Origin of the sequence: Streptomyces griseus subsp. griseus, assembly GCF_003610995.1 — a bacterium.
GTDB lineage: Bacteria > Actinomycetota > Actinomycetes > Streptomycetales > Streptomycetaceae > Streptomyces.
Map to the genome: position 1 here is coordinate 6,713,776 of NZ_CP032543.1, position 20,654 is coordinate 6,734,429.

The 20,654-nt window shown below is 70.9% G+C and carries 16 protein-coding genes, 1 tRNA gene and 3 pseudogenes; 12 read left to right on the forward strand and 8 right to left on the reverse strand.

What is annotated here, in order from left to right:
* The first annotated feature begins 158 nt into the window (after positions 1 to 158).
* The 5 genes and pseudogenes from D6270_RS30095 (at position 159) to D6270_RS30115 (ending at position 4,183) form a co-directional block, all read left to right on the forward strand.
* A pseudogene (locus D6270_RS30095) lies at positions 159 to 2,188 on the forward strand (ATP-binding protein).
* A 5-nt stretch (positions 2,189 to 2,193) separates the two neighbouring features.
* Positions 2,194 to 2,628, forward strand: a complete 435-nt coding sequence (locus tag D6270_RS30100) for a roadblock/LC7 domain-containing protein (protein WP_109162549.1) — start codon at positions 2,194 to 2,196, stop codon at positions 2,626 to 2,628.
* A gap of 2 nt (positions 2,629 to 2,630) precedes the next feature.
* A pseudogene (locus D6270_RS30105) lies at positions 2,631 to 3,001 on the forward strand (DUF742 domain-containing protein).
* Positions 2,979 to 3,602 (forward strand): GTP-binding protein, encoded by a 624-nt coding sequence (locus D6270_RS30110; RefSeq protein ID WP_093689137.1) that lies wholly within the window; start codon positions 2,979 to 2,981, stop codon positions 3,600 to 3,602. The pseudogene D6270_RS30105 and the gene D6270_RS30110 overlap by 23 nt, the downstream one beginning before the upstream one ends.
* Positions 3,599 to 4,183, forward strand: a complete 585-nt coding sequence (locus D6270_RS30115; protein ID WP_109162548.1) for a GAF domain-containing protein — start codon at positions 3,599 to 3,601, stop codon at positions 4,181 to 4,183. The genes D6270_RS30110 and D6270_RS30115 overlap by 4 nt, the downstream gene beginning before the upstream one ends.
* A gap of 17 nt (positions 4,184 to 4,200) precedes the next feature.
* Here D6270_RS30115 and D6270_RS30120 read toward each other — a convergent pair whose 3' ends face one another.
* Both D6270_RS30120 and D6270_RS33465 read right to left on the reverse strand, forming a co-directional pair.
* Positions 4,201 to 4,896 (reverse strand): LacI family DNA-binding transcriptional regulator, encoded by a 696-nt coding sequence (locus D6270_RS30120; protein ID WP_225976985.1) that lies wholly within the window; start codon positions 4,894 to 4,896, stop codon positions 4,201 to 4,203.
* Positions 4,860 to 5,222 (reverse strand): LacI family DNA-binding transcriptional regulator, encoded by a 363-nt coding sequence (locus D6270_RS33465; protein WP_225976986.1) that lies wholly within the window; start codon positions 5,220 to 5,222, stop codon positions 4,860 to 4,862. The genes D6270_RS30120 and D6270_RS33465 overlap by 37 nt, the downstream gene beginning before the upstream one ends.
* 265 nt (positions 5,223 to 5,487) lie before the next feature.
* Here D6270_RS33465 and D6270_RS30125 point away from each other — a divergent pair.
* The 3 genes and pseudogenes from D6270_RS30125 (at position 5,488) to D6270_RS30135 (ending at position 8,242) form a co-directional block, all read left to right on the forward strand.
* Positions 5,488 to 6,350: pseudogene (locus tag D6270_RS30125) on the forward strand (ABC transporter permease).
* 48 nt (positions 6,351 to 6,398) lie between these two features.
* Positions 6,399 to 7,418: an ABC transporter substrate-binding protein gene (locus tag D6270_RS30130; RefSeq protein WP_109162545.1), complete on the forward strand. Its 1,020-nt coding sequence runs from the start codon at positions 6,399 to 6,401 to the stop codon at positions 7,416 to 7,418.
* Positions 7,419 to 7,423: 5 nt separating this feature from the next.
* Positions 7,424 to 8,242, forward strand: coding sequence for an ABC transporter ATP-binding protein (locus D6270_RS30135; protein ID WP_204117036.1), 819 nt, complete (start codon positions 7,424 to 7,426; stop codon positions 8,240 to 8,242).
* Here D6270_RS30135 and D6270_RS30140 read toward each other — a convergent pair.
* Complete coding sequence (locus D6270_RS30140) at positions 8,124 to 9,113, reverse strand: TetR/AcrR family transcriptional regulator (RefSeq protein WP_318780032.1); 990 nt, start codon at positions 9,111 to 9,113, stop codon at positions 8,124 to 8,126. The two genes, D6270_RS30135 and D6270_RS30140, sit on opposite strands and share 119 nt — an antisense overlap.
* A 167-nt stretch (positions 9,114 to 9,280) precedes the next feature.
* Here D6270_RS30140 and D6270_RS30145 point away from each other — a divergent pair, with 167 nt between their 5' ends.
* The gene (locus tag D6270_RS30145; protein WP_109162543.1) at positions 9,281 to 10,231 is read left to right on the forward strand and encodes an NAD-dependent epimerase/dehydratase family protein; all 951 of its coding nucleotides are present in this window, start codon (positions 9,281 to 9,283) and stop codon (positions 10,229 to 10,231) included.
* Between the two features lie 98 nt (positions 10,232 to 10,329).
* Here D6270_RS30145 and D6270_RS30150 read toward each other — a convergent pair whose 3' ends face one another.
* On the reverse strand, positions 10,330 to 11,058 hold the full coding sequence (locus tag D6270_RS30150; RefSeq protein WP_109167214.1) for a sugar phosphate isomerase/epimerase family protein: 729 nt from the start codon (positions 11,056 to 11,058) through the stop codon (positions 10,330 to 10,332).
* Positions 11,059 to 11,213: 155 nt separating this feature from the next.
* A complete protein-coding gene (locus tag D6270_RS30155) occupies positions 11,214 to 14,714 on the reverse strand; it encodes a ThuA domain-containing protein (protein WP_109162542.1) in 3,501 nt (1,166 codons plus the stop codon).
* Positions 14,715 to 14,936: 222 nt separating this feature from the next.
* On the opposite strand from D6270_RS30155, the gene D6270_RS30160 reads away from it, so the two are divergent.
* Positions 14,937 to 15,320, forward strand: coding sequence for an MmcQ/YjbR family DNA-binding protein (locus tag D6270_RS30160; RefSeq protein ID WP_109162541.1), 384 nt, complete (start codon positions 14,937 to 14,939; stop codon positions 15,318 to 15,320).
* Positions 15,321 to 15,570: 250 nt separating this feature from the next.
* Here D6270_RS30160 and D6270_RS30165 read toward each other — a convergent pair whose 3' ends face one another.
* Both D6270_RS30165 and D6270_RS30170 read right to left on the reverse strand, forming a co-directional pair.
* Positions 15,571 to 16,473, reverse strand: a complete 903-nt coding sequence (locus D6270_RS30165) for a transketolase family protein (RefSeq protein WP_109162540.1) — start codon at positions 16,471 to 16,473, stop codon at positions 15,571 to 15,573.
* Between the two features lie 65 nt (positions 16,474 to 16,538).
* A complete protein-coding gene (locus D6270_RS30170) occupies positions 16,539 to 17,258 on the reverse strand; it encodes a thiamine pyrophosphate-binding protein (protein WP_109162539.1) in 720 nt (239 codons plus the stop codon).
* A gap of 127 nt (positions 17,259 to 17,385) precedes the next feature.
* On the opposite strand from D6270_RS30170, the gene D6270_RS30175 reads away from it, so the two are divergent.
* Positions 17,386 to 17,459, forward strand: a tRNA-Pro gene (locus D6270_RS30175).
* 110 nt (positions 17,460 to 17,569) lie between these two features.
* On the opposite strand, the gene D6270_RS30180 is transcribed toward D6270_RS30175, so the two are convergent.
* Positions 17,570 to 18,790 carry a tyrosine-type recombinase/integrase gene (locus tag D6270_RS30180; RefSeq protein ID WP_109162538.1) on the reverse strand — a complete coding sequence of 407 codons (1,221 nt, stop codon included), beginning with the start codon at positions 18,788 to 18,790 and terminating at the stop codon, positions 17,570 to 17,572.
* A gap of 1,560 nt (positions 18,791 to 20,350) precedes the next feature.
* Here D6270_RS30180 and D6270_RS30190 point away from each other — a divergent pair.
* Positions 20,351 to 20,590: a hypothetical protein gene (locus D6270_RS30190; RefSeq protein ID WP_109162537.1), complete on the forward strand. Its 240-nt coding sequence runs from the start codon at positions 20,351 to 20,353 to the stop codon at positions 20,588 to 20,590.
* Positions 20,591 to 20,654: the final 64 nt, after the last annotated feature.

The window sequence follows — 20,654 nt, forward strand, 5'->3', positions numbered from 1 at the left end:
TTGGTGGCGACTACCGTGTGTGCTCGGTGATCAACGGGGGGCTCCCGGCTTCGGGTCCGCCCGGCCGATGCCCCCAGCCCGACCGACCACCGAAGGTGCCACCGCATGAACGCCGACAGGAACGCCGATTCCTGGTGCCCCCTGTACCGAGGACGCTGATGTCTCAACTTCGCGCACCCGCCGCGCGACCGGACCGCCGTGAGGGCGGGCGGCACGGCCGCCCCGGCGCACGCACCCACTCGGCCCCGAGCAGGCCGCGTGCCGCCCAGCCGAACTCCGAGGGCCGTTTACGCCCCCAGTTGTTGCGCACCGCCCTGCTCCCCACCATCGCCGCCCTGCTCAGCGGCGCGGCAGCCGTCATCTTCACCATCCGGGACGGCGCCGTCGACCCGTCCCCGAGCCTGTGGGCCGCGCTCGGCGGATCGGCCGCCCTGGCCGTCGCCGCCATCGCGGCCGCCTATCTCGGCGCCCACCGCGTGGCCAACGGCGTACTCGACCGGGCCCTGACGCTCCGCCGCGCCAGCGCCCAGGGTCAGGCCGACCTCCAGCGCGTGGTGGAGCAGCTCCGGGCCGGAGAACCCGTCGGCCCACGGCGCCCGCCGCAGCCGCCCGCCCCCGACGGCGACGCCTTCGACCTGCTCGCCCAGGAGATGGGACGGGCCCAGGACGCCGCGGTCGCCGCCGTCGTCCAGGCCTCGCAGCTCTTCAGCTCCACCGGCAACGAACAGAAGGTCGAGGTCTTCGTCAACCTCGCCCGGCGGCTCCAGTCCCTGGTCCACCGCGAGATCCAGATCCTCGACGAACTGGAGCACGAGGTCGAGGATCCCGACCTGCTCAAGGGCCTCTTCCACGTCGACCACCTGGCCACCCGCATCCGCCGCCATGCGGAGAACCTCGCCGTCCTCGGCGGGGCCGTCTCCCGGCGCCAGTGGAGCAACCCGGTCACCATGACCGAGGTGCTGCGCTCGGCCATCGCGGAGGTGGAGCAGTACCCCCGGGTCAAGCTGGTCCCCCGATGGAGGGCACCCTGCGCGGCCACGCCGTCGCCGACGTGATCCACCTCCTGGCCGAACTGGTCGAGAACGCCACGGTGTTCTCCGCCCCGCACACCCAGGTCCTGCTCCGCGTCCAGCGCGTCACCGCCGGACTCGCGCTGGAGGTGGAGGACCGCGGCCTCGGCATGCCGGACCACGAGCAGAACCGGATGAACGCGCTCCTCTCCGACCCCGACCAGGTCAACGTCGCCCACCTCCTCCAGGACGGCCGGATCGGCCTGTTCGTCGTCTCGGCCCTCGCCCGCCGCCACGGCATCGCGGTCCGGCTCCAGAGCAACATCTACGGCGGCACCCAGGCGGTCCTCGTCCTGCCGCAGACCCTCCTCGGGGCCGACCCGGACGCCGCGGCAGCGCCCGGCGCCGCCCCCGTACCCCCGCCCGGAGCCGTACACCGGCCGCCCGCCGACGACGGACGTACGGCCCCGACCGCACCGCCGCAGGTCCAGGCCGCCCAGCCGCAGGCCGTCCCCGGTCCTCCCGCCCAGGCGCCCGCCGGTCACCCGCGCGACGCCCAGGCACCCGGCTCGCACGCGCACGCCGCACCGGAGAGCCGCACGCCGGGGCCCCGCGGCGAGGCCCCGCCCCTCCCGCTGCGCGCCGAACGCGTCGACCACCCCGCACCACCCGCGTCCGCCCCCGACCGCACCGCACCCTCGGCATCCGCCCCCGACCGCCCCGCACCGGCCGCCTTCACGCCGGAGCATGCGGACGGCCCTGCCCCGGCCGCATTCGTCCCCGAGCGGGTCGACCGGCCCGCGCCGCCCGCCGCCCGCCCCGAACTGCCCAAGCGGGCCAACCAGGAGAGCCTCGTCCCGCAGTTGCGGGAGGCCCCCGCGCCCCGGGTCGAGGACGAGCACGCCCTGCACGACCCGGGCCTCATGGCCGCCTTCCGGCGCGGTGTCGACCTCGCCGAGGCGCAGACCGCCCAGGAGGAAGGGCCCGCCACGGGATACGGCGAGGCCACCGCTGTGCCGACCGCACTCGACGCCCCCCTGGAGCCCCTCGCCCCCCTTCCCGTACGCGGAACAGGCGAAGCGCGCACGCCCGCCGGCCGCCCGCAGACCGGGCACGACCTCTTCCTGCCGGGCCACGCCGTGCCGGAACCCCGTAAAGACACGACCTTCAAGGAGTAGACACGATGGCGAGCGACATGCAGGCCGGTCAGGTCTCGGACCTGGACTGGCTGCTGAGCGGACTGGTCCAACGCGTGCCCTATACGCGCAGCGCGGTGCTCCTCTCCGCCGACGGGCTGGTGAAATCCGTCCACGGCATGGACCCCGACAGCGCCGACCACATGGCCGCCCTGGCCGCCGGTCTGTACTCCCTGGGCCGCAGCGCCGGTGCCCGCTTCGGCGACAACGGCGACGTCCGGCAGGTGGTCGTCGAACTCGACTCCACGCTCCTGTTCGTCTCCACCGCCGGATCCGGCACCTGTCTCGCCGTCCTCGCCGGACGCGAGGCGGACGCCGCGGTGCTCGGCTACGAGATGGCGATGCTGGTCAAGAGCGTCCGTCCCTATCTGATGACCCCGCTGCGGCAGCCGGCCGGGGCGCCCTTCACCCCGGGGCTGTGAGGATGCCGGCCCCGCAGGACGGGCCCCTGCTCGACGACGCGGCCGGCCGGCTGATCCGCCCGTACACCGTCAGCAACGGCCGCACCCGGCCGTCCACCGGATTCGACCTGCTCTCCCTGGTCATGGCCACGGGCATCGAACCGGACATCCACCTCGGCCCGAACACACCGTGGCGCTCGGACTGTGCGAGGGCCCCATGTCCGTCGCCGAGATCGCCGCACACCTCCGGCTGCCCGCGGTCGTCACCAAGGTCCTCCTCTCCGACCTGGTCGACTGCGGGGCGGTCACCGCGCACGCCCCCGCTTTCCATGACACGCCCACCGACCGATCCCTGCTGGAGGCAGTGCTCGATGGTTTACGACGACAGCTCTGACCGCACCGGAACCACCGAGTTCTTCCCCGTGGCCCTCAAGGTCCTGGTCGCGGGCGGATTCGGCGTCGGCAAGACGACCTTCGTCGGTGCGGTCAGCGAAATCGCCCCGCTGAGCACCGAGGAGCTGCTGACCCAGGTCAGCGTGGGGACCGACAATCTCGACGGCGTCGAGTCCAAGACGGCCACCACCGTCGCCATGGACTTCGGCCGCATCACCCTCTCCGAACAGCACGTCCTCTATCTGTTCGGCACGCCGGGCCAGGAGCGGTTCTGGTTCATGTGGGACGAACTCTCCCAGGGCGCGCTCGGCGCCGTGGTGCTCGCCGACACCCGGCGGCTGGCGGAGTGCTTCGCCGCCGTTGACTTCTTCGAACGGCGCGGTATCGGATTCATCGTCGCAGTCAACGAGTTCGACGGCGCCTACCGCTACGAGCCCGACGAGGTGCGCTCGGCACTCGACCTCGGACCCGAGGTGCCCGTCGTCCTGTGCGACGCGCGGATCGCCAGCTCCGGTACGGGGGCGCTGGTCACCCTCGTACAACATCTGATCAACGCCACTTCCGCGCCCGCTCCGCTCCAGGCCTTCGGGGCTCACCAGTGACGTCCTTCGCCACCGGCCGGATGCTGCTCACCCCCGCCGACCGGGACGGCCCGGCCCGCGCGGAGCGGCTGCGGCGGCTGGATCTCGGTGAACGGGCCGACGCCTCGTTCGACAGCTTCGACGCCTTCGCCGACAAGGTGGCCGAGGTGACCTCGTCGCCCTTCTCGATGGTCAACTTCATCGACGAGAACCGGCAGTTCTTCGCGGGGCTGCACACCCCGGCGGGCAACCGGGGCGGACGGGAGCTGGGGGCCGTCGCGGCGGGCAGCGGTCGCAGCGCCCGCTACATGGCGCGCGACCACGGCTACTGCCCGCACGTCGTCGTGCGGCGGAAGGCGCTCGTCCTGGACGATGTCTGCGACTACCCCCGGTTCGCCGGAAACCCGGTCGTCGACGACATAGGTGTCCGCTCCTACCTCGGCGCACCGCTCATCGACCGCACGGGCATCGCGCTGGGGACCGTCTGCGCCGTCGACACCGTGCCGCGCCCCTGGGGCCGGGCCGGCCTGGACACCATCAAGTCCCTCGCCCAGGAGCTGGTGCGTCAGATCGACCACCGGGAGGGCTACCGTCACCCGTGAGCGTCAGGGCGGCTGCCTCAACTCCCGGGCGGAGCAGCCGTACTGCCCCGCAGCACCACCTCCCCGTCGATCCGCACCACCCGCGACCGCCCCGCCCCCGAGGGGGTGCGCAGGGCCAGCGCGATCACGCGCTCGCCCATCTCGGTGAGCGGCAGCGCCACCGTGGTCAGCGGCGGCGACAACTCCCGTACGACGGGGATGTCGTCGAACCCGGCCAGCGACATGTCCTCCGGCACCCGCACCCCCGCCTCGCGCAGCGCGGCCAGCGCACCGACCGCCATCACATCGGTCACCGCGAAGACACACGTCGGCCGGGGCCCGCCGGACGCCAGTAACCGCTGCGCCGCCAGGTGGCCGCCCTCCCGGGTGAACGCCCCCCGGACCACCCGGTCGAGGCCGATGCCCGCACCGGCGAGACCCTCGCGGAAACCGGCCAACCGGTCGGCCACCGTGGTCAGTTCGGGCGGCCCGGTCAGCACGGCGAACTCCCGGTGCCCGAGCGCCACCAGCGCCTTCGCCAGCTCCGCCGCTCCGGCCCGGTTCTCCGGCTGCACGGTGTCCACCCGGAGCGACCGGTGCCGGCTCACCACCGCGACCCGGCCGCCGGCGCGAACGTACGGATCCAGCTCCGCGTCCATCGCCCGCTCCCAGGCCCGGTCCTGGAAGCCGGAGCCGATCAGCAGGATGGCCCGGGCTCGCTGGGCCCGCAGCATCGAGACGTACGCGATCTCCCGGCCGGCTCACGGAAGGTGGAGGCGAGCATCACCAGCAGGTCCTGTTCCGCCGCGGCCCGCATCACCCCGCTGGCGATGCCCGCGAAGTAGGGGTCGCTGACGTCGTGGCAGATCAGCCCCACCGCACGGTTGCCCTCGGAGCTGGCGAGGGCCTGGGCATGGGCGTTGGGGATGTAGCCGAGGAGATCGGCCGCTGCGTGGACCCGGCTGCGCAGATCGTCGCGGACCCGGGTGGTGCCGTTCAGCGCCCGGGACGCGGTGGCGAGGGAGACACCCGCCTCGCGGGCCACCGCGTCCAGGGTCACATGGGGGGCCGGTACGCGGCGACGCGTATCGGGGTGGAGAGGTGTTTCCCGTTCACTCAACTCGACCCCCAGGGGTGCGGTGGTGGCAGGGCCCCGAAACTTCGGGACGACCTATTGACCGTGTGCGCGAACAGTCATTAGCGTGGCGGCACCTTACCAGAAAGCGCTTTCTGAAAGCGCCTTCAGCTCACCGCCGCCAGGATCCGCCTGGATCACAGAATCGCACAACTCGTCACAACTGCCTCCGGATTCCAGGGAGTTCACCGTGAGTGAGAGCGCGTTGGCCAAGAGGCCCGCAGAGCCGGTGGGGTCGCCCGCCGGGCCGGCCCCACGGCGGGGGAGCGGCTGACCCGGGCCGCGGAACAGAGCTGGCGGCCGGTGGCGCTGCTGCTGGCCTGCTTCGCGCTCTGGTGGGTGATCGCGGCGGCCGAGCTGGTGGAGCCGTATCTCGTACCGTCGCCCGGCGCGACCCTGGATGTCCTCACGGGCAAGGCGGGTTACCTCTGGGAACACAGCTGGGTGACCACGTACGAGACGCTCCTCGGCTTCGTCATCGCGGTCGCCGTCGGGGTGTTCGCGGCGGTGGTGATGGTGTACTCCTCCACCGTGGAGCGCACGCTCTACCCCATCCTCCTCTTCGCCCAGGTGGTGCCGAAGATCGCCATCGCCCCGCTCTTCGTGGTGTGGCTCGGCTTCGGCATCGGGCCCAAGATCCTCATCGCCGTCCTCATCGCCTTCTTCCCGGTGGTGATCTCGATGGTCACCGGGCTCAAGGCCGTCGACCCGGAGATGCTCCAACTCTCCGCCACGATGGGGGCGAAGCCCTGGCAGACCTTCCTGAAGATCCGCTTCCCGGCCTCGCTCCCGCATCTCTTCTCGGGCCTCAAGGTCGCCGTCACCCTCGCGGTCACCGGAGCGGTGGTGGGCGAGTTCGTGGGGGCGAACGAGGGGCTGGGCTATGTGATCCTCCAGGCCAACGGCAACCTCGACACCCCGATGCTCTTCGCAGGGCTGCTCGTGATGTCGCTGATCGGCGTCGTGCTCTTCGTCGTCGTCGAGATCGCCGAGAAGCTCCTGCTGCCGTGGCACGCCAGCCGCCGGGAGACCTCGGCGACCACCACGTACTGACCGCTCACGTCGCTCCACGTATCGACCCGTTGCGAGAAGGGCCAGCCCATGCACGCGCGCAGACTCCTGATCGGTGCCGTACCCCTCGTCCTGGTGGCGACCGCCTGCGGCGGCAACGACGCGTCGACCACCACCAGCGACTCCGGCAAGAAGCTGGACCGGGTCACGCTGACGCTCAACTGGTATCCGTACGGCGAACACGCCCCGTTCTACTACGGAAAGCAGCAGAAGATCTTCGAGAAGCACGGCATCGACCTGGACGTCCGGGCGGGCCAGGGCTCGCAGAAGACCGTCCAGGCGACCGCCGCCGGGCAGAGCGACTTCGGCTGGGCGGACACCCCGGCGCTGCTCGCGGGGGTGGACCAGGGCGTCAAGGTCAAGAGCCTCGGCGTCTTCCTCCAGACCACGCCCGCCTCCGTGCAGTTCTTCGAAGCGAAGGGCATCACCGCGCCCGGTGATCTCAAGGGCCGCACGATCGCCGGGACAGCCGGGGACGCGCTCTCCAAGACCTTCCCGATCTTCCTGAAGAAGAACGGCGTCGGCGAATCGGACGTCAAGGTCCAGAACACCGACCCGGCGGGCAAGATCGCCGCAGTGATCTCCGGGAAGACCGACGGACTGCTCGGTTACGCCAGTGACCAGGGGCCCACCATGCAGGACAAGGCCAAGAAGCCGGTCTCCTACCTCCGGTTCTCCGAACACGGCCTGAACTTCTACTCCAACGGGCTCCTCGCCGGTCAGAAGATCCTCGCCGCGAAGCCGGAGTTGGCCGAGCGCATGGTGCGGGCGGTCAGCGAGGCATGGGCGGCGGCGGCGAAGGAGCCGGGTCCCGCGGTCGATGCGATGCAGGGCGCGTCCGAGCAACTGCCTCCGAAAACCGTCCTGTCGGAGCAGTTCGCCACGACGCTCACCCTGCTGCACACGGACGCGACCGAGGGCAAGGCGCCCGGCGTCAACACCGAGGCCGACTGGCAGCAGACCATCGACGTCTTCGCCGAGGCGGGCATGGTGGCCTCGCCGAAGGCCGTGACCGACTACTGGGACACGAAGACGGCGTTGAAGGGATGACGGCGATGCCGAAGGAGACGACGACAGCGCCCCCGCTTTCCAGGGGCGTCGGGGCGGCGGCGGTCCAACTGTCGGATGTGGCGGTGCGGTTCCGTAGCAAGAAGCGGGATGTCACGGCGCTGAGCGAGGTCTCGCTGGATGTGGCACCGGGTGAGTTCGTCGCCATCGTCGGCCCGTCGGGGTGCGGCAAGTCCACGCTGCTGAAGCTGGTGGCCGGGCTGCTCACGGCCTCCTCGGGCGAGGTCCTGCTCGGTGGCGAGCGGGTCGACGGGCCGCGCCACGACATCGGTTACGTCTTCCAGCGCGCGGCCCTGCTGGAGTGGCGCTCCGCGCTGCGGAACATCCTGCTCCAGGCCGAGATCCGCCGGATGCCGGCGGCACAGGCGCGCGGACGCGCCGACGAGCTGATCCGGATGACGGGGCTGACCGGGTTCGAGGACGCCTACCCGCACGAGCTCTCCGGCGGGATGCAGCAACGGGTCGCGCTCTGCCGGGCGTTGCTCCACGAGCCGCCCGTCCTGCTGATGGACGAGCCGTTCGGCGCGCTGGACGCCCTGACCCGCGAGCAGATGAACACCGAACTGAACCGGATCTGGCGGTCCACCGGTACGACGGTGCTGCTGGTCACCCACTCGATATCGGAGGCCGTCTATCTGGCCGACCGGGTGGTCGTGATGAGTCCGCGCCCCGGCACGATCACGGAGATCATCGAGGTGGGGCTGCCCGCCGAGCGCGACTACAGCGAGACGCTGGGGCGCCCGGAGTTCCGCGAGGCCGCGGCCCACATCCGCGACCTGTTGGGGGCGGTGTCGGCGCAGGACTGAGGGGGCGGGAGGTGCGGTTGCCGGGTGGGCGTAGGGGAGCGCCCGTCATGTGAGGTGCACGCGGGCGGGCCCATCGTGTGAGGGGGTACGCGGGCGGGCCCACGGTGTGAGGCGCGTACGGCGCCCGCCCCTCCCTCACCCCAGCCCGACCGCGTCCTCCGGCATCTCCATGCGCGCGCCCAGCAGCGTGCGGCCCCGAGGTGCCACCCCGGCGAACTGGCCGGCCCGCCTCCAGGCTCACCGAGCCGTACGACTGGGTACAGGCCGGCACCGCGCCCGCCACCGCCGAGGCCGCCCGGACCTCCCCGTCCGGAGCGCCCGCCGCCTCCGGCGCGTACCGGGACAGCCATGACCCCACCGTGCTGTCCGCCGCGAGCCAGGCGGTCATCCCGTCCGCCGTGGACGCCACGGCGGGTCCGGGACTGCCGGTGGCGAAGAGCGGGAGGAACGGGCCCAGCACCACGCGGGCCCGTTCCCATGTGTCGGCCGGGGCCACATGGCCGGGCACCGGGGCGCCCTGGACCAGCAGATCGCGGTGGGGCTCGGCGACCGCCCAGGCGCGGTGCGCAGCCGCCAGATCGTGCGGTCGCCCCCGTACGCCACGAGAGCCCTTGGCCGAGCGGTCCGCCGCCCGGGCCAACGCGGCCGCCGCATCGTCGTAGCCGTCCCTGATCAGGGAGTTGAGCAGATCGTCGCGGCTGGTGAAGTAGCGGTGGAGGGCAGGGCCGGAGAGGCCCGTCTCCTTGGCGATCCGGGTCAGCGCGAGGGCGGTGGTGCCGCCCTCCGCGAGCTGCCGCAGCGCCACGTCCTTGATCTCCGCGCGGGTCTGCTCCCGGTACCGGGCTCGCGGCCCCTTCTGGGCCCGTTCCATCACGGGCTCGTCTCACTCACCGGCCGAGCGCACCTCTGTTACAGGGTCTAACAAGAGCTGTTGCGACTATCTATCGCGAGAGTTATGGTATCTAACATAAGTGATGAACTGTTCTGGCGGCGCGCTGGCAGCGCGGCCCGGACGGACCTATCCCGAAGGGGCACATCATGACCACCGCACCCGCTCTGCACGCCGTCCTCGGCTCCGGACCCGCCGGTACGGCCCTGGCCACGGAGCTGGCCCGCCGGGGCCACCCGGTCCGGCTCGTCGACCGGTCGGGCGGCGGCCCGGAGATCGAAGGCGTCCAGCGGTGCGCCGCCGATGTCGCCACCGCCGAGGGGGCCCGGGCGGCCGTGGCCGGAGCCGCCGTCGTGTACCACTGCGTCAACGTCGGCTACCACCTCCAGGTGGAGGTGATGCCGAGGATCCAGGAGGCGGTGCTCGGGGCGGTTGAGCGGGAGGGTGCCCGGCTCGTCGTCCTGGACACGCTCTACCCGTACGGCGAGACGCACGGCGCGGTGATGACCGAGGAGTCACCGTGGAACGCGACCACCCGCAAGGGCCGGATGCGCGCCGACCTCGACGGCCGCTACCTCGCCGCCCACCGCGAGGGCCGGCTCTCCGTCGTCCTCGGGCGCTCCGCCGACTTCGTCGGCCCCGGGGTCCTCAACTCCACGCTCGGCGGCGCGGTCTTCCCGGCCGCGCTGACCGGACAGCCCGTGCCCGCCCTCGGCGACGTCGACCTGCCGCACAGCTACACGTACATCGAGGACGTCGCCACCGGCCTCGCCACCCTCGGGGAGCACCCGGAAGGTGACGGCAGGGTCTGGCACCTGCCCACCGCCCCGGCCCGCACCACCCGTCAGATCCTCGCCCTCGTCGAGGAGCGCACCGGCCACCCGCTGGAGCTGACCGTGGTCCCCGAACCCCGGCCCTTCGGCCCCTTCGACGAGGTCTTCATGGCGGAGTACGCGGAGATGTTCTACCAGCACACCGAGGCACAGATCCTCGACTCCTCGGCCATCGAGAGGTCCTTCGGACTCACCCCCACCCCGCTGGAGACGGCCATCGACGCCACCCTCGCCTGGTACGGGGAACTCCTCGCCGCGCAGCGCTGAGCGCGTTCCGGCCCGGCCGGGCCCACGGTCCGGCCCCGGGCCTGGGACCGCACACCCGGGGCCGGACCGCACGCACCACCACCGCCCGGTGGCCACCGTCAGTAGCGCAGCCTCGACAGATACCGGTAGCTGGCCCGGGCCGAGGCGAACGGGTCGGCCGGGGCGTCATGCTCCACCAGCCACTGCCGCACCCCGCCCTGCCGCGCGGTGTCGAACATCCCCGGGAAGTCCAGCACCCCCGACCCGACGTCCGCGAAGTCCCCGTTCGGTGCCATGTCCTTTACATGGAGCGCCGGGAACCGTCCGGGGTGCCGGACGAACAGCTCGCCGGGGGCGGAGGAGCCGCCCTTGGCCGCCCAGTACACATCCAGCTCGAAGCCGACCAGCTCCGGATCGGTCTCGGCCAGCAGGATGTCGTACAGGCTGACCCCGTCCACCACTTCATGGTCGCCGCCGTGGTTGTGGTAGAGCAGCTTCAGCCCGGACTCCCGGGCGGCGAGCCCCGCCCGGTTGAACTGCCGTGCCACTTCCCGGTATCCGGCCGGGGAGTGCAGGGACCCCGGCAGGCTCGGCACCACGATCCACCGGCCGCCGAGGGTGCGGACGTCCTCCAGGGCCTGCGGGAGTCCCGGGCCGGTCACGATGTCGTAGCCGACGTGCTCCAGCACCGCCTTAAGGCGCACCCGGTCCAGCATCTGCCGTATCGCGGCAGGGGAGTTGCCGTGCCGGCCGCTGACCCCGACCGTGGCGTATCCGATCTGGGCCAGCCTCTCCAGCGTCCCCGCGAAATCCGCCGCGAGCGGCGTCCGCATCGTGTACAGGTGCATCCCGATCCCGGACGGCGGGATGCGCCGGCAGCCCCGCCGCCCGGCCGCCGAGGCCGGGGCCGCGCCGCCGATGCCGACGGCGACGGCGACAGCGGCCGTACCGACTGCCCTGCCGAGAAAGGCTCTTCGTGTGCTGTTCACGCGCTCTCCGCCTCTCACTTCACGTCGATGCGCACGGCACCGGTGGTCGTGTCGCCCTTGTCGTCGGTGACCGTCAGGTGCGCGGTGTAGGCACCCTTGCGGTCGTAACGGTGGGTCGCCGTCGCCCCCTCGGGCCCGGTCGGCTTCACGTTGTCGCCGAAGTCCCAGTGGTACGAGGCGATCGTCCGGCCCTCCGCCGGTGCGACCGTGCTGCTCAGCGCGACGGTCAACGGCGCCGTCCCGGAAGCCGGTTCGGCCTCCACCGTCACCTCCGTACCGCCCGCCTTCTCCACGCCCGGCCCGTTGAAGCGCAGCCAGTCGACCGAGAGGAGGTCGGCCTTGCCGTCGCTCCACTCCGGGTTGGTGAAGACCGCGTACAGCGTGGTCGTGGAGCCCGGGTCCTTGAGCTCCGTCGTCGGCGAGATCAGCCGCTCCCAGCCGCCGGTGTTCGGAACGGTCACCGAACCGAGCAGCTCGCCGGTGGGGGAGCCGGCCCGGAACTCCACCGTGCCGCCGAGCCCGCCCGACGACGCGCCGACCGTCACGGAGTCGACGCCCTTCAGGTTCACCGGATCGAAGGTGACCCAGTCGCCGTCCTCGATCTCGATGAGCCGCTTGCCACCCGAGGCGTCGGCCCGACTGCCCATCTCCGCACCGCCGTTGCGGCCACCGGTCGCGGTGAAGTGCTCGGCCTCGCGGTAGGAGGTGCGCAGGGTCAAGGAGGTGGAGCCGGTCAGCGCGGGGGCGTCCGGGGCGCCCTTGTCCTCGTACTGGGCGGTGATCCCGTAGTAGAGGTTCTGTCCCGGACCGTGGCTGTCGCCCGCGTCCGTGACGATCTCCCCGGTGCAGCCGGTGTAGTTGTCCAGCGGATGCAGATGGGTGTCATGGCCGAGCTGCGACTGCACCACGACCCGCGAGCAGTCGATCGGACCGCTCTTCCCGTCCTCCTCGTCGGTCACCTCGACCGTGAAGGGGATGGTGTCACCGAAGCTGAACATCCCTCCGTCCGGCGGCTGTTGGATGGTCACCTCGGGCCGGGTATTGCCCACGGTGATGTCCTGCACCGCCAGTGCCGTCAGCTCGTCGGGTCCGGTGACGGTGAGGCGGGCCGTGTGGAGCCCCTTGGCGGTGTACGTGTGCGAAGGGTTGGCCTCGGTCGAGTCCGTGGTGCCGTCACCGTCGAAGTCCCAGGCATAGGTGACCGGTTGGTCGCCCGGCAGCCCCGATCCCTCGCTGGAGAACTCCACCGTGAGGGGGGCCGGACCGCTGTCCCGGTCGACGGAGAGCTTGGCGTCGGGCAGCCGGCCGTCACCGACGTGGTCGATCCGGTAGATGCCCGCGCCCTCGTTGCTGCCGCCCCGCCCGGTACCGCTGCCGAGCCCGAAGTCGATGACGTACAGCGCCCCGTCCGGACCGAAGTCCGCGTCGAAGGGCTGGTTCCACTCCATGTCCTCGAAGATGCCGTTGATGGAGTGGAGTTCGCCCGCCTTCACCGGGTCGAACCGGGGATCGGTGAAGGTCTGGTCCTCGCTCTGGAACGAGAACGTCTTGAACCACCGCCGGGTCAACTCGTAGCTGAACGACTTCCCTTCGAAATACTCCGGGAACTTGGTGCGGTAGGTGTTGTCCGGGTCGTAGTCGTAGACCGGTCCGGCCATCGGCCCGCCGCCCCCGGTGCCCAGCTCCGGGAACTCGGCCGAGGCGGAGTACGCGTACCAGACCGTGGCGGGCTGGGCGGGCGGCAGCTCACGCAGCCCGGTGTTGTTCGGCGAGTCGTTGACCGGTGCCGCACAGTCGAACTTCGGGCCGGACTTCTTCGCCGCGAAGTCGTAGTCGTTGAAGGGGGTGTTGTTCCCGATGCAGTACGGCCACCCGAAGTTCCCCGCCTCGGTGATACGGGTGTACTCGACGGTCCCCTCGGGCCCCCGGTCCGCCACCGCCGCCCGCGCGTCGGGGCCGTAGTCCGCGACCATCAGCGCGCCGCTGCGCGGGTCGGTGGTGATCCGGAACGGGTTGCGCATCCCCATCGCGTAGATCTCCGCACGAGTCTTCTCCGTGCCCGGGGCGAAGAGGTTCCCCTCCGGCACGGTGTACGTCCCGTCGTCCTGCGGCGTGATCCGCAGGATCTTGCCGCGCAGGTCGTTCGTATTGCCCGCGGTCATCTGCGCGTCCCAGGCGCGCCGCCCCTCGCCCTCGTCGATCGGCGTGAAGCCGTCCGAGGCGAACGGGTCGGTGTTGTCGCCGGTGGCCGCGTACAGGTTGCCGTCCTTGTCGAAGGCGAGCGAACCGGCCATGTGCGAGTTGGCCCGGCCCTCGCCCCGCAGCGTCGGAACGGTCAACAGCCGCTTCTCGGAACCCGGATCGACGGTGCTGCCGTCCACGGTGAAGCGCGACAGGTTGAGCCGTTTCTCGACCTTGTCGGAGTAGAGCAGATAGAGCCAGTTGTTCTCCGCGAACCCCGGATCCAGGGTCAGCCCCAGCAGGCCGTCGGACTGGCTGGTCATCTCCGGCGTGTACGCGAAGTCCAGCGCGGTCGAGACCTTCATCGTCTCCTGGTCGATCACCTTCAGCTTGCCGGTCCGCTGGGCGAAGAACACCCGGCGGTCGGGGGCGATCGCCAGCTCGAACGGGTCGGCCAGGTCGCTCGTCGCGAGCGCCGTCCGCTGGAAGGAACCGGTGCGGGTCGCGGTGCAGTCGCCCTCGGCCGCGCCCGCCGCCCACTGGATGCCGCCGAGGAGGTGTTGCACGAAGGCCTCCTCCTCGAAGGCCGCCTTGTCATGCCCGCCCGCGGTGAACCAGGAGCGCCCGCCGTCGTAGTTCTGGCACCAGGAGAACGGGTGGTCCACTCCCTCGTCGAGGCCGGTGACCCCGTCACGCACCTTGATCTGTGCGAGTGTATGCACCTTGGAGGTCGGATTGGAGCGCCAGTTGTACCACTCCTCCGTCCGCTCCCAGAGGTCCGGCAGATGCTCCGTGGAGGGGTGGGCGCGGTCCAGGACCTTGACCCGGCCCGTCTGCACCTCGGGGTGCTGGTCGAAGATCGCGCCGACCAGGCCCTCGTACCAGTCCCAGTCCCGCTCACTGGCGGACGCGGCGTGCACGCCCACCCAGCCGCCGCCCGCGCGGATGAACCGCTGGAGCGCGGACCGTTCGTCGGCGGTGAGCAAGTCGCCTTTCTCCGGAGTGGAGTTGGTGTTGTTGAAGACGATGGCCTGGAAGCGGCCGAGATCGGCGTCGTTGAAGACGGCGGAGTCCTCGGTGGCCTCCACCTCGAAGCCGTGATCGGCCCCGAGCTTCCGCACCGCCTCGATCCCGGCCGGAATGGAGTCATGGGCGAAGTTCGTGACCTCGGAGTAGACGAGCACCCGGTAGGGGGCCGCCGCCCGCGCCTCCGGCGGCGCCGCCACCAGCAGGGCGAGGACCAGAGCCAGGAGCGAGGTGACGGCGATGAGGGGGGACGGGGCGCCGGAAGAACGGCCGACACGGCCGGCCCGGCGTAACGAAGGGCGTTTCATGGGGCGCTCCCTGTGCGGTAGAGGCCGACTGTGGGGTGTAGAAAGCGCTTTCTGAAGTACGCCGCTCAGCGTAGGTTCACCCCTCCGACGGGGTCAATGGGTCTGAGGGCTCCGCCGGTCCGGGTGCGGCGGAGGTTCCGGCCGGGGGTGGATGCCGGTCCCGGGCGTTACGGTCGAATCCCGGCAACGGCCGCCGGGGCGCGAGCGATCGGAGCACCGGGAATGACCGCCAGGAGCAAGACCCCGCTCACCGCGGCCGACGTCCGCTCGGCCGCGCTGTCCCTGCCCGACACCACGGAGAAGCTCGCCTGGGGACGGCCCACGTTCCGGGTGGCGGGCAAGGTCTTCGCCTCGCTGGGCGACGACGACACGGCGATGGGGGTGAAGTGCCCCAAGGAGGACCGGGCGGAGCTGATCGCCACCGAGCCGGAGAAGTTCTTCCTGAAGGAGGGCCACGACGACAACTACGGCTGGCTCCGGGTCCGGCTGTCCGCCCTGGACGGTGCGGGCGAGCTCACCGCCATCCTCACGGACGCCTGGCGCCAGGTCGCTCCGCGCCGCCTGCTGGCGGCGCATCCGGAGCTGGAGGGGGCGGGGGAGGGGTGAGGGGGCGCGCGCGTGGCGCCCGAGGGGTGCGGGGCGGTGGTCGTCGGGATGCGCCCGGCCGCAGGTCCGCCGGCTCAGCCTCGACCGGCGAGGGGTCACGGCAGGGGCCTGGCGGGCGCGGACCCTGCCGGCGGTGTCCGGCGGGTACGGGGCGACGGTGGCTGAGACCCGCCTGGCGCGGCACCGTACCGACGTGGCCCCGCCGGCGCCCCCCGGGAGACGAGATCCCCACCGCCATCAACCCCGCCCCTCACCCCCGCAGAAACCCGGTGATCCGCTCCCGCAGCCCCCGCGCATCCAGCCCGTGCGCCGACAGGTGCTCCTCCATCTGCCCGTACCGTCGCAGCTCGGCGCGCCCCACCCCCAGGCCGAGGACCCGGTGCGGCAGCTCCATGAGCGCCTCGCCGGCCCGGGACGTCGAGGTGCCCGCCAGATAGGGCTCCACGATCACCACATCGGCGCCCGGACCGGCGCCCACGGCACGGCGCAGGCCCACCGCGTCGAACGGCCGTACGGTGCCGGCGTACAGCACGCTCACATCCAGCCCCTCGGTCGCGGCGAGGACGTTGTCCAGCATCGGGCCGACCGCGACGACGGTCCCGCCCTGCCCCTCGCGTACGACGGAGAAGCCCCCGGTACCGTCCACGTGCCGCGCCTCCCGGTTCGCCTGGAGGGAGAGGCGTACGTACACACGATCGTCCCCGCCCACCGCTCCCCGCAGCAGTGCCTCGGCCTCGTCGGGGTGGCCCGGCACATGGACGGTCCAGCCGTCCAGCGTGTCCAGGAGCGCCACGTCGCCCGGCGCCATATGGGTGAAGCCCCCGGCGGGCCAGTCGTACGAGCCCACGGCGCTGACCAGGATCCCGCCCACCCCCTGATGGCCGAAGTCCAGCTTGACCTGCTCGAACGGCCGCTCCACCAGGAAGCTGGCGAAGGTGTGCACGATCGGCCGCATCCCGGTGAGCGCCATCCCCGCTCCGGCCCCGATGAGCAGCTGCTCCCGAATGCCGACGTTGATCACCCGGTCCGGGTGGGCCCGCCGGGCCGGTGCGAAGCCGTCGGCGCTGATGTCGGCGAGCACGACGGCCAGCCGGTCCTCCTCGGCCAGGAGCTGAGTGGTGGTGGCGATGAAGCGGTCACGCATGGTGTCCATGAAGGGGTCCTCCTGGGAATCCGCCGGTCGCGGACCGGCCTGGGCTGCGGTTCTACGGGGGTGGGTCAGGCCTTGGGTTCGACCCGGGCCACCACGGCGCGGGGCCGGCCGGGATGGGGCGCCGTGAACGCCGCGTACAGGGCTTCGTGGTCGCGGCCGTCCACCGTCGCCGCCGACCACCCGGCGGCCTCGAACCGGGAGGCGATGCCGCCGGGCCAGCCGTGGGTGGCGGAGGCGTTGTCGATCACCACCGTGTGCAGCTGGTCAAGACCGGCCGGCCCGGCGTGGGCGATGGCCTCGTGGTTGCTGCCCTCGTCCAGCTCGGCGTCGCCGACCAGCACCCAGACCCGGGGATCGGTGAGCCCCTGGGCCCGGAGCCCGAGGACGGTCCCGACGGCCAGCGGCAGGCCGTGCCCCAGCGAGCCGCTGCCGATCTCCACACCCGGGACGAGGAGCCGGTCCGGGTGGTGGCCGAGCGGCGAACCGTACGTTCCGAAGCCGCGCAGCACCTCCTCGTCGAAGAACCCGTGGGCCGCCAGCACGGCGTAGTACGCCATGGGGCCGTGCCCCTTGGAGAGGAGGAAGCGGTCGCGATCGGGGTCGTCGGCGGTGGCGGGCGTCACACGTAGCACCCGGTCGTAGAGCACCCACAGCGCGTCCGTCGTCGAGTGCGCGGCGGGTGCGTGCTTCTCGGCGCCGGTCATCAGGGAGATCAGGCGGCCGAGGCCGTGGAAGTCGGGGGAGGGGCGGAGGCCGCGTACCGGCGCGGCGGTCGTGTTCGTCATGACACCGAGCGTTCAACATCAACCAAGGTTGAGGTCAACCGTGGAAAGCGGTTCGTGACCACCTGCCCAAGTGCGGTATTGTTCTCATGCACGTTCGGCCACGGGAAACCCCAGGTCAGACGGGCACCGGGACGTGGCGCAGCTTGGTAGCGCACTTGACTGGGGGTCAAGGGGTCGCAGGTTCAAATCCTGTCGTCCCGACTGGAGACAGTCGCAGATCAGGGCCGGTTTCGGAGCAATCCGAAACCGGCCCTTGATCATTTCTGGGGACCAGTTGGGGACCAACTGGAGGTGCGACGTCCCTGACCGTGTCAACGGGTCATGACGACGGGGCCCGGCAGCGAGCGTGGTGCGCGCAGCGCGCTGAAGTGAGCCGAGAGCGCAGCCCCGGCCGCCGTGATCTTGCGGACGTCCGGGTGGAGGTAGCGCTGGGTGGTGGTCAGCGAACCGTGGCCGGCGATCCTGCGGAGCACGTGTACCGGGACCCCGGCGTCGGCGAACCAGGTCAGCGCGGTGTGCCGTAGGTCGTGGCGGCGCAGCTGCTCGTAGCCGAGCTTGGTGACCACGTCGTCCCAGTGTGTGGCGTCGCGCAGGACGGCTGTGGAGATGCGTCCGCCTCGTGGGCCGGTGAACAGGCCGGCGTCCGGATTGGGGCCGGCGGACAGGATGCGTTGCGCGACGAGGGGGCGGATCTCCTCGACGATGGGAACCTTGCGGGCCCGCTTGCCCTTGGTGCCTTTGTCGGTCAGCCCGCCGGGGGCGGGTGTGGTCTGACGGCGAACGGTCCAGATCCACTGGGTGGTGTCGATGTCTCCGATGCGGCAGCCGGAGATCTCGCCGATCCGTGCGGCGGTGCACGCGGCGAAGATGACCACGTCTCCCCAGCCGCGGTACTCGTCGTGGGAGGCGGCCACGAGTGCGTCGGCCAGTGCGACGAGTGTTTCCCACTCGGGCAGGGCGAGCGCGCGTGGGTCGAGGAGTTCGTCCTCGGCCTGCTTGTAGAGCTTCTGCCAGCCGGTCACCCGGGCGGGGTTCACCTTGATGATGCCGTCGCGGACTGCCTGCTCCATGACGCGGACCAGGACGGCGATGGTGTTCTTGACCGTTGAGCGGCTGAGCTCGTCGGCGATCCAGTTCTGCACGGTTCGGTCGACAGCACCGTTGGTGATCATCCGGACCGCGAGGTGGCCCAGGGCGGGCACGACGCGCATCCGCCAGCCTGACAGGTAGGGATCGAGCGTTTTCAACTCCAGGCCGCGCAACGCGAGGTCCATGTTCGCGTTGCCGTACTCGGCGAGCTTCATGGTGGCGAGCGACGGGGACAGCCCTGCCTCAGCCGCTTCGATGATGGACTGGAGCCACTCCTGCGCTTCGTCCTCGTCCGCCTTCCCCTCCGACAGGGACAGGCGCCGCTTCGTAGCCGGGTCGAACCAGCGGACCCGCGCACGGTACGGGTTGGGGCGATCAGGCCGGTACTCGATGTCGGTCGTGAGTCGGACACCGACCGGCACAACGGCTTTCTCGGCCGTCATGCGTCTCCGCGCGGAACGGTCCGGCGGCAACGCGGCCATTCCTCAACGTCGACCGCGCTATACACGATGACGCGTTCCGAAACCGCAACGAACGGCGGGCCCTGGGGCGGCCGGGCGGTGCGCCAACGGCGCAGAGTCGAGGTGTCTACGCGCAGGCGGGCGGCAAGGTCGCGTGTCGAATACCAGACATTGGCCAGGAGAGGCGATTGGCTATCATCTAGGATGAATTGGGCCTCTTTCTCATTCTCTGTGTGCGCCTGATGGTCTGTGTAGGCTGCTGTCGGTCCGATGGGCAAGAGCGGTAGATCTCCGGGGGTAAGGAGAGCATCAGAGGGATGCAGTGAAATGCGGCCGACGACGGGCGACGCAGCCCGCAGGTGGAGAGTTGGGGGATCCTGCGTGCGCCGGAAGCGGTGATTCCCTTCTGGTGAACTGATCCGCAGTGGTGCTCGGGGCAAACGGTGGACAACAATCGTCTGCAGACACACCGGTTTGACTAATCGTCGATGGGCGGCTAAGTTGCCGACGCTTGCGGAAGTGAGTGTCAGGTGCTGTGCCGAGAGAATGCTTCTCGATGACGCATCAGGTGGAATGCTTGGCCATCCTGGAGCCCGCCGCAAAGGGCGCCTGACCTGCAGGTTCGGAGCGTGTGCGCTATGCGCATTGCTGGTGTTACGGGCGATATCTTGACGCTGAAATGACGCTCTCCGAGGTATCTTGGCGCTCGTTCTGATGGGTCATCAGGTGCATCCCGCCGCTGGTCAGGCGGGCTCCTGACTGTACGGGTTCGGCAAAGTGCCGGAATTTCGTAGTGCTGAGCGGTCCCACTCAGTCACCTGCGCAGAGTTCCAGCAGGTTCTTCGTCTGCTGGTGATACACGCCTCCCATGGCCCCTGACCAGCGGAAACGGCCACTACGCGGCCGAGCCGTAGGCGGCTGGTCCGCGTATGGCCCGGAATCTTGGTCGGCACGGAGTGCACCCCTGATTGTCAGCCCGTGGTGGCGGCGAGTTGGCGGGTCGCTCCGGAACCGGCTTGGCGCCGTGGCGGCGGGAACAATGGCAAGGGCTGGAACGAAATGCCTTCCGCCCAGTGGAACACCCCCGCGTCGGCAGGGAGGACCGCCACCCGCGCCGAGCGCCCTCCCTGGCGAGCGGAGCGTCCTCGCGTTCGCGGGGGTGATGCGCAGGTCGGTAAGGGCTACGGGTCCCCGTCGCAGTCCTCCCCGTCGACGCGGGGGTGATCCGCCGTCATCTGGCGGGACGGCCGCATCGACTTCGTCCTCCCCGCCGACGCGAGGGTGATCCGCGGATCTGGACAGCTGGCTCGACAACGCGGACGACGACCCGGGCATGGGGCCCGCCGGACTTCACCTGCTGTCGGTGCGGCAGTGAAGTACCGGGTGCTCGCCGTGGTGGTGTGGGTCGTGGGCATGGCCGCCGTCTTCGGCCTCACCGTTCTTCTCCAGCATCTCGGCTGGTATCCGCGATGAGCTTAGGGTCGCGCACACAGCAGAAACGGCGGCCTTCTCCGTATACTGGCCGCGGTAAGCTCAAATGCCATGATCGACGAGCTGCACCAGCAACTGGCCAAGTACGACTGGGCCGTGAGCAAGGCGAACAACATCGACCGGACCTTGCCCGAGAGGGAGCGGTGGGCCCTGGGCGTCGCGGCTCCTGGCCTGGCGGCGCACGCACCGAGCAATCGCACCAACCCGACGTGCACCGGATGCCCTGGTGAACCGTGGCCGTGCAGCACTGCCACGGGCGCCATGGTGATGGCCGACTCGAAGTACAACTAGAGCGTGTCTCTTTGATGGGTTGATCAGTTGATCGGAGGCGTCTGTCCGGTTAGTGATCACTGAT

Coding starts and splice junctions, on each gene's coding strand:
- D6270_RS30190 (WP_109162537.1), top strand. CDS start 20,351: ATGATCGACGAGCTGCACCAGCAACTGGCCAAGTACGACTGGGCCGTG.
- D6270_RS30160 (WP_109162541.1), top strand. CDS start 14,937: ATGACCGCCAGGAGCAAGACCCCGCTCACCGCGGCCGACGTCCGCTCG.
- D6270_RS30120 (WP_225976985.1), bottom strand. CDS start 4,896: ATGCTGCGGGCCCAGCGAGCCCGGGCCATCCTGCTGATCGGCTCCGGC.
- D6270_RS30165 (WP_109162540.1), bottom strand. CDS start 16,473: ATGGACACCATGCGTGACCGCTTCATCGCCACCACCACTCAGCTCCTG.
- D6270_RS30170 (WP_109162539.1), bottom strand. CDS start 17,258: ATGACGAACACGACCGCCGCGCCGGTACGCGGCCTCCGCCCCTCCCCC.
- D6270_RS30155 (WP_109162542.1), bottom strand. CDS start 14,714: ATGAAACGCCCTTCGTTACGCCGGGCCGGCCGTGTCGGCCGTTCTTCC.
- D6270_RS30145 (WP_109162543.1), top strand. CDS start 9,281: ATGACCACCGCACCCGCTCTGCACGCCGTCCTCGGCTCCGGACCCGCC.
- D6270_RS30110 (WP_093689137.1), top strand. CDS start 2,979: ATGGTTTACGACGACAGCTCTGACCGCACCGGAACCACCGAGTTCTTC.
- D6270_RS30130 (WP_109162545.1), top strand. CDS start 6,399: ATGCACGCGCGCAGACTCCTGATCGGTGCCGTACCCCTCGTCCTGGTG.
- D6270_RS30140 (WP_318780032.1), bottom strand. CDS start 9,113: ATGGAACGGGCCCAGAAGGGGCCGCGAGCCCGGTACCGGGAGCAGACC.
- D6270_RS30135 (WP_204117036.1), top strand. CDS start 7,424: ATGCCGAAGGAGACGACGACAGCGCCCCCGCTTTCCAGGGGCGTCGGG.
- D6270_RS30150 (WP_109167214.1), bottom strand. CDS start 11,058: ATGCACCTGTACACGATGCGGACGCCGCTCGCGGCGGATTTCGCGGGG.
- D6270_RS30100 (WP_109162549.1), top strand. CDS start 2,194: ATGGCGAGCGACATGCAGGCCGGTCAGGTCTCGGACCTGGACTGGCTG.
- D6270_RS30180 (WP_109162538.1), bottom strand. CDS start 18,790: ATGACGGCCGAGAAAGCCGTTGTGCCGGTCGGTGTCCGACTCACGACC.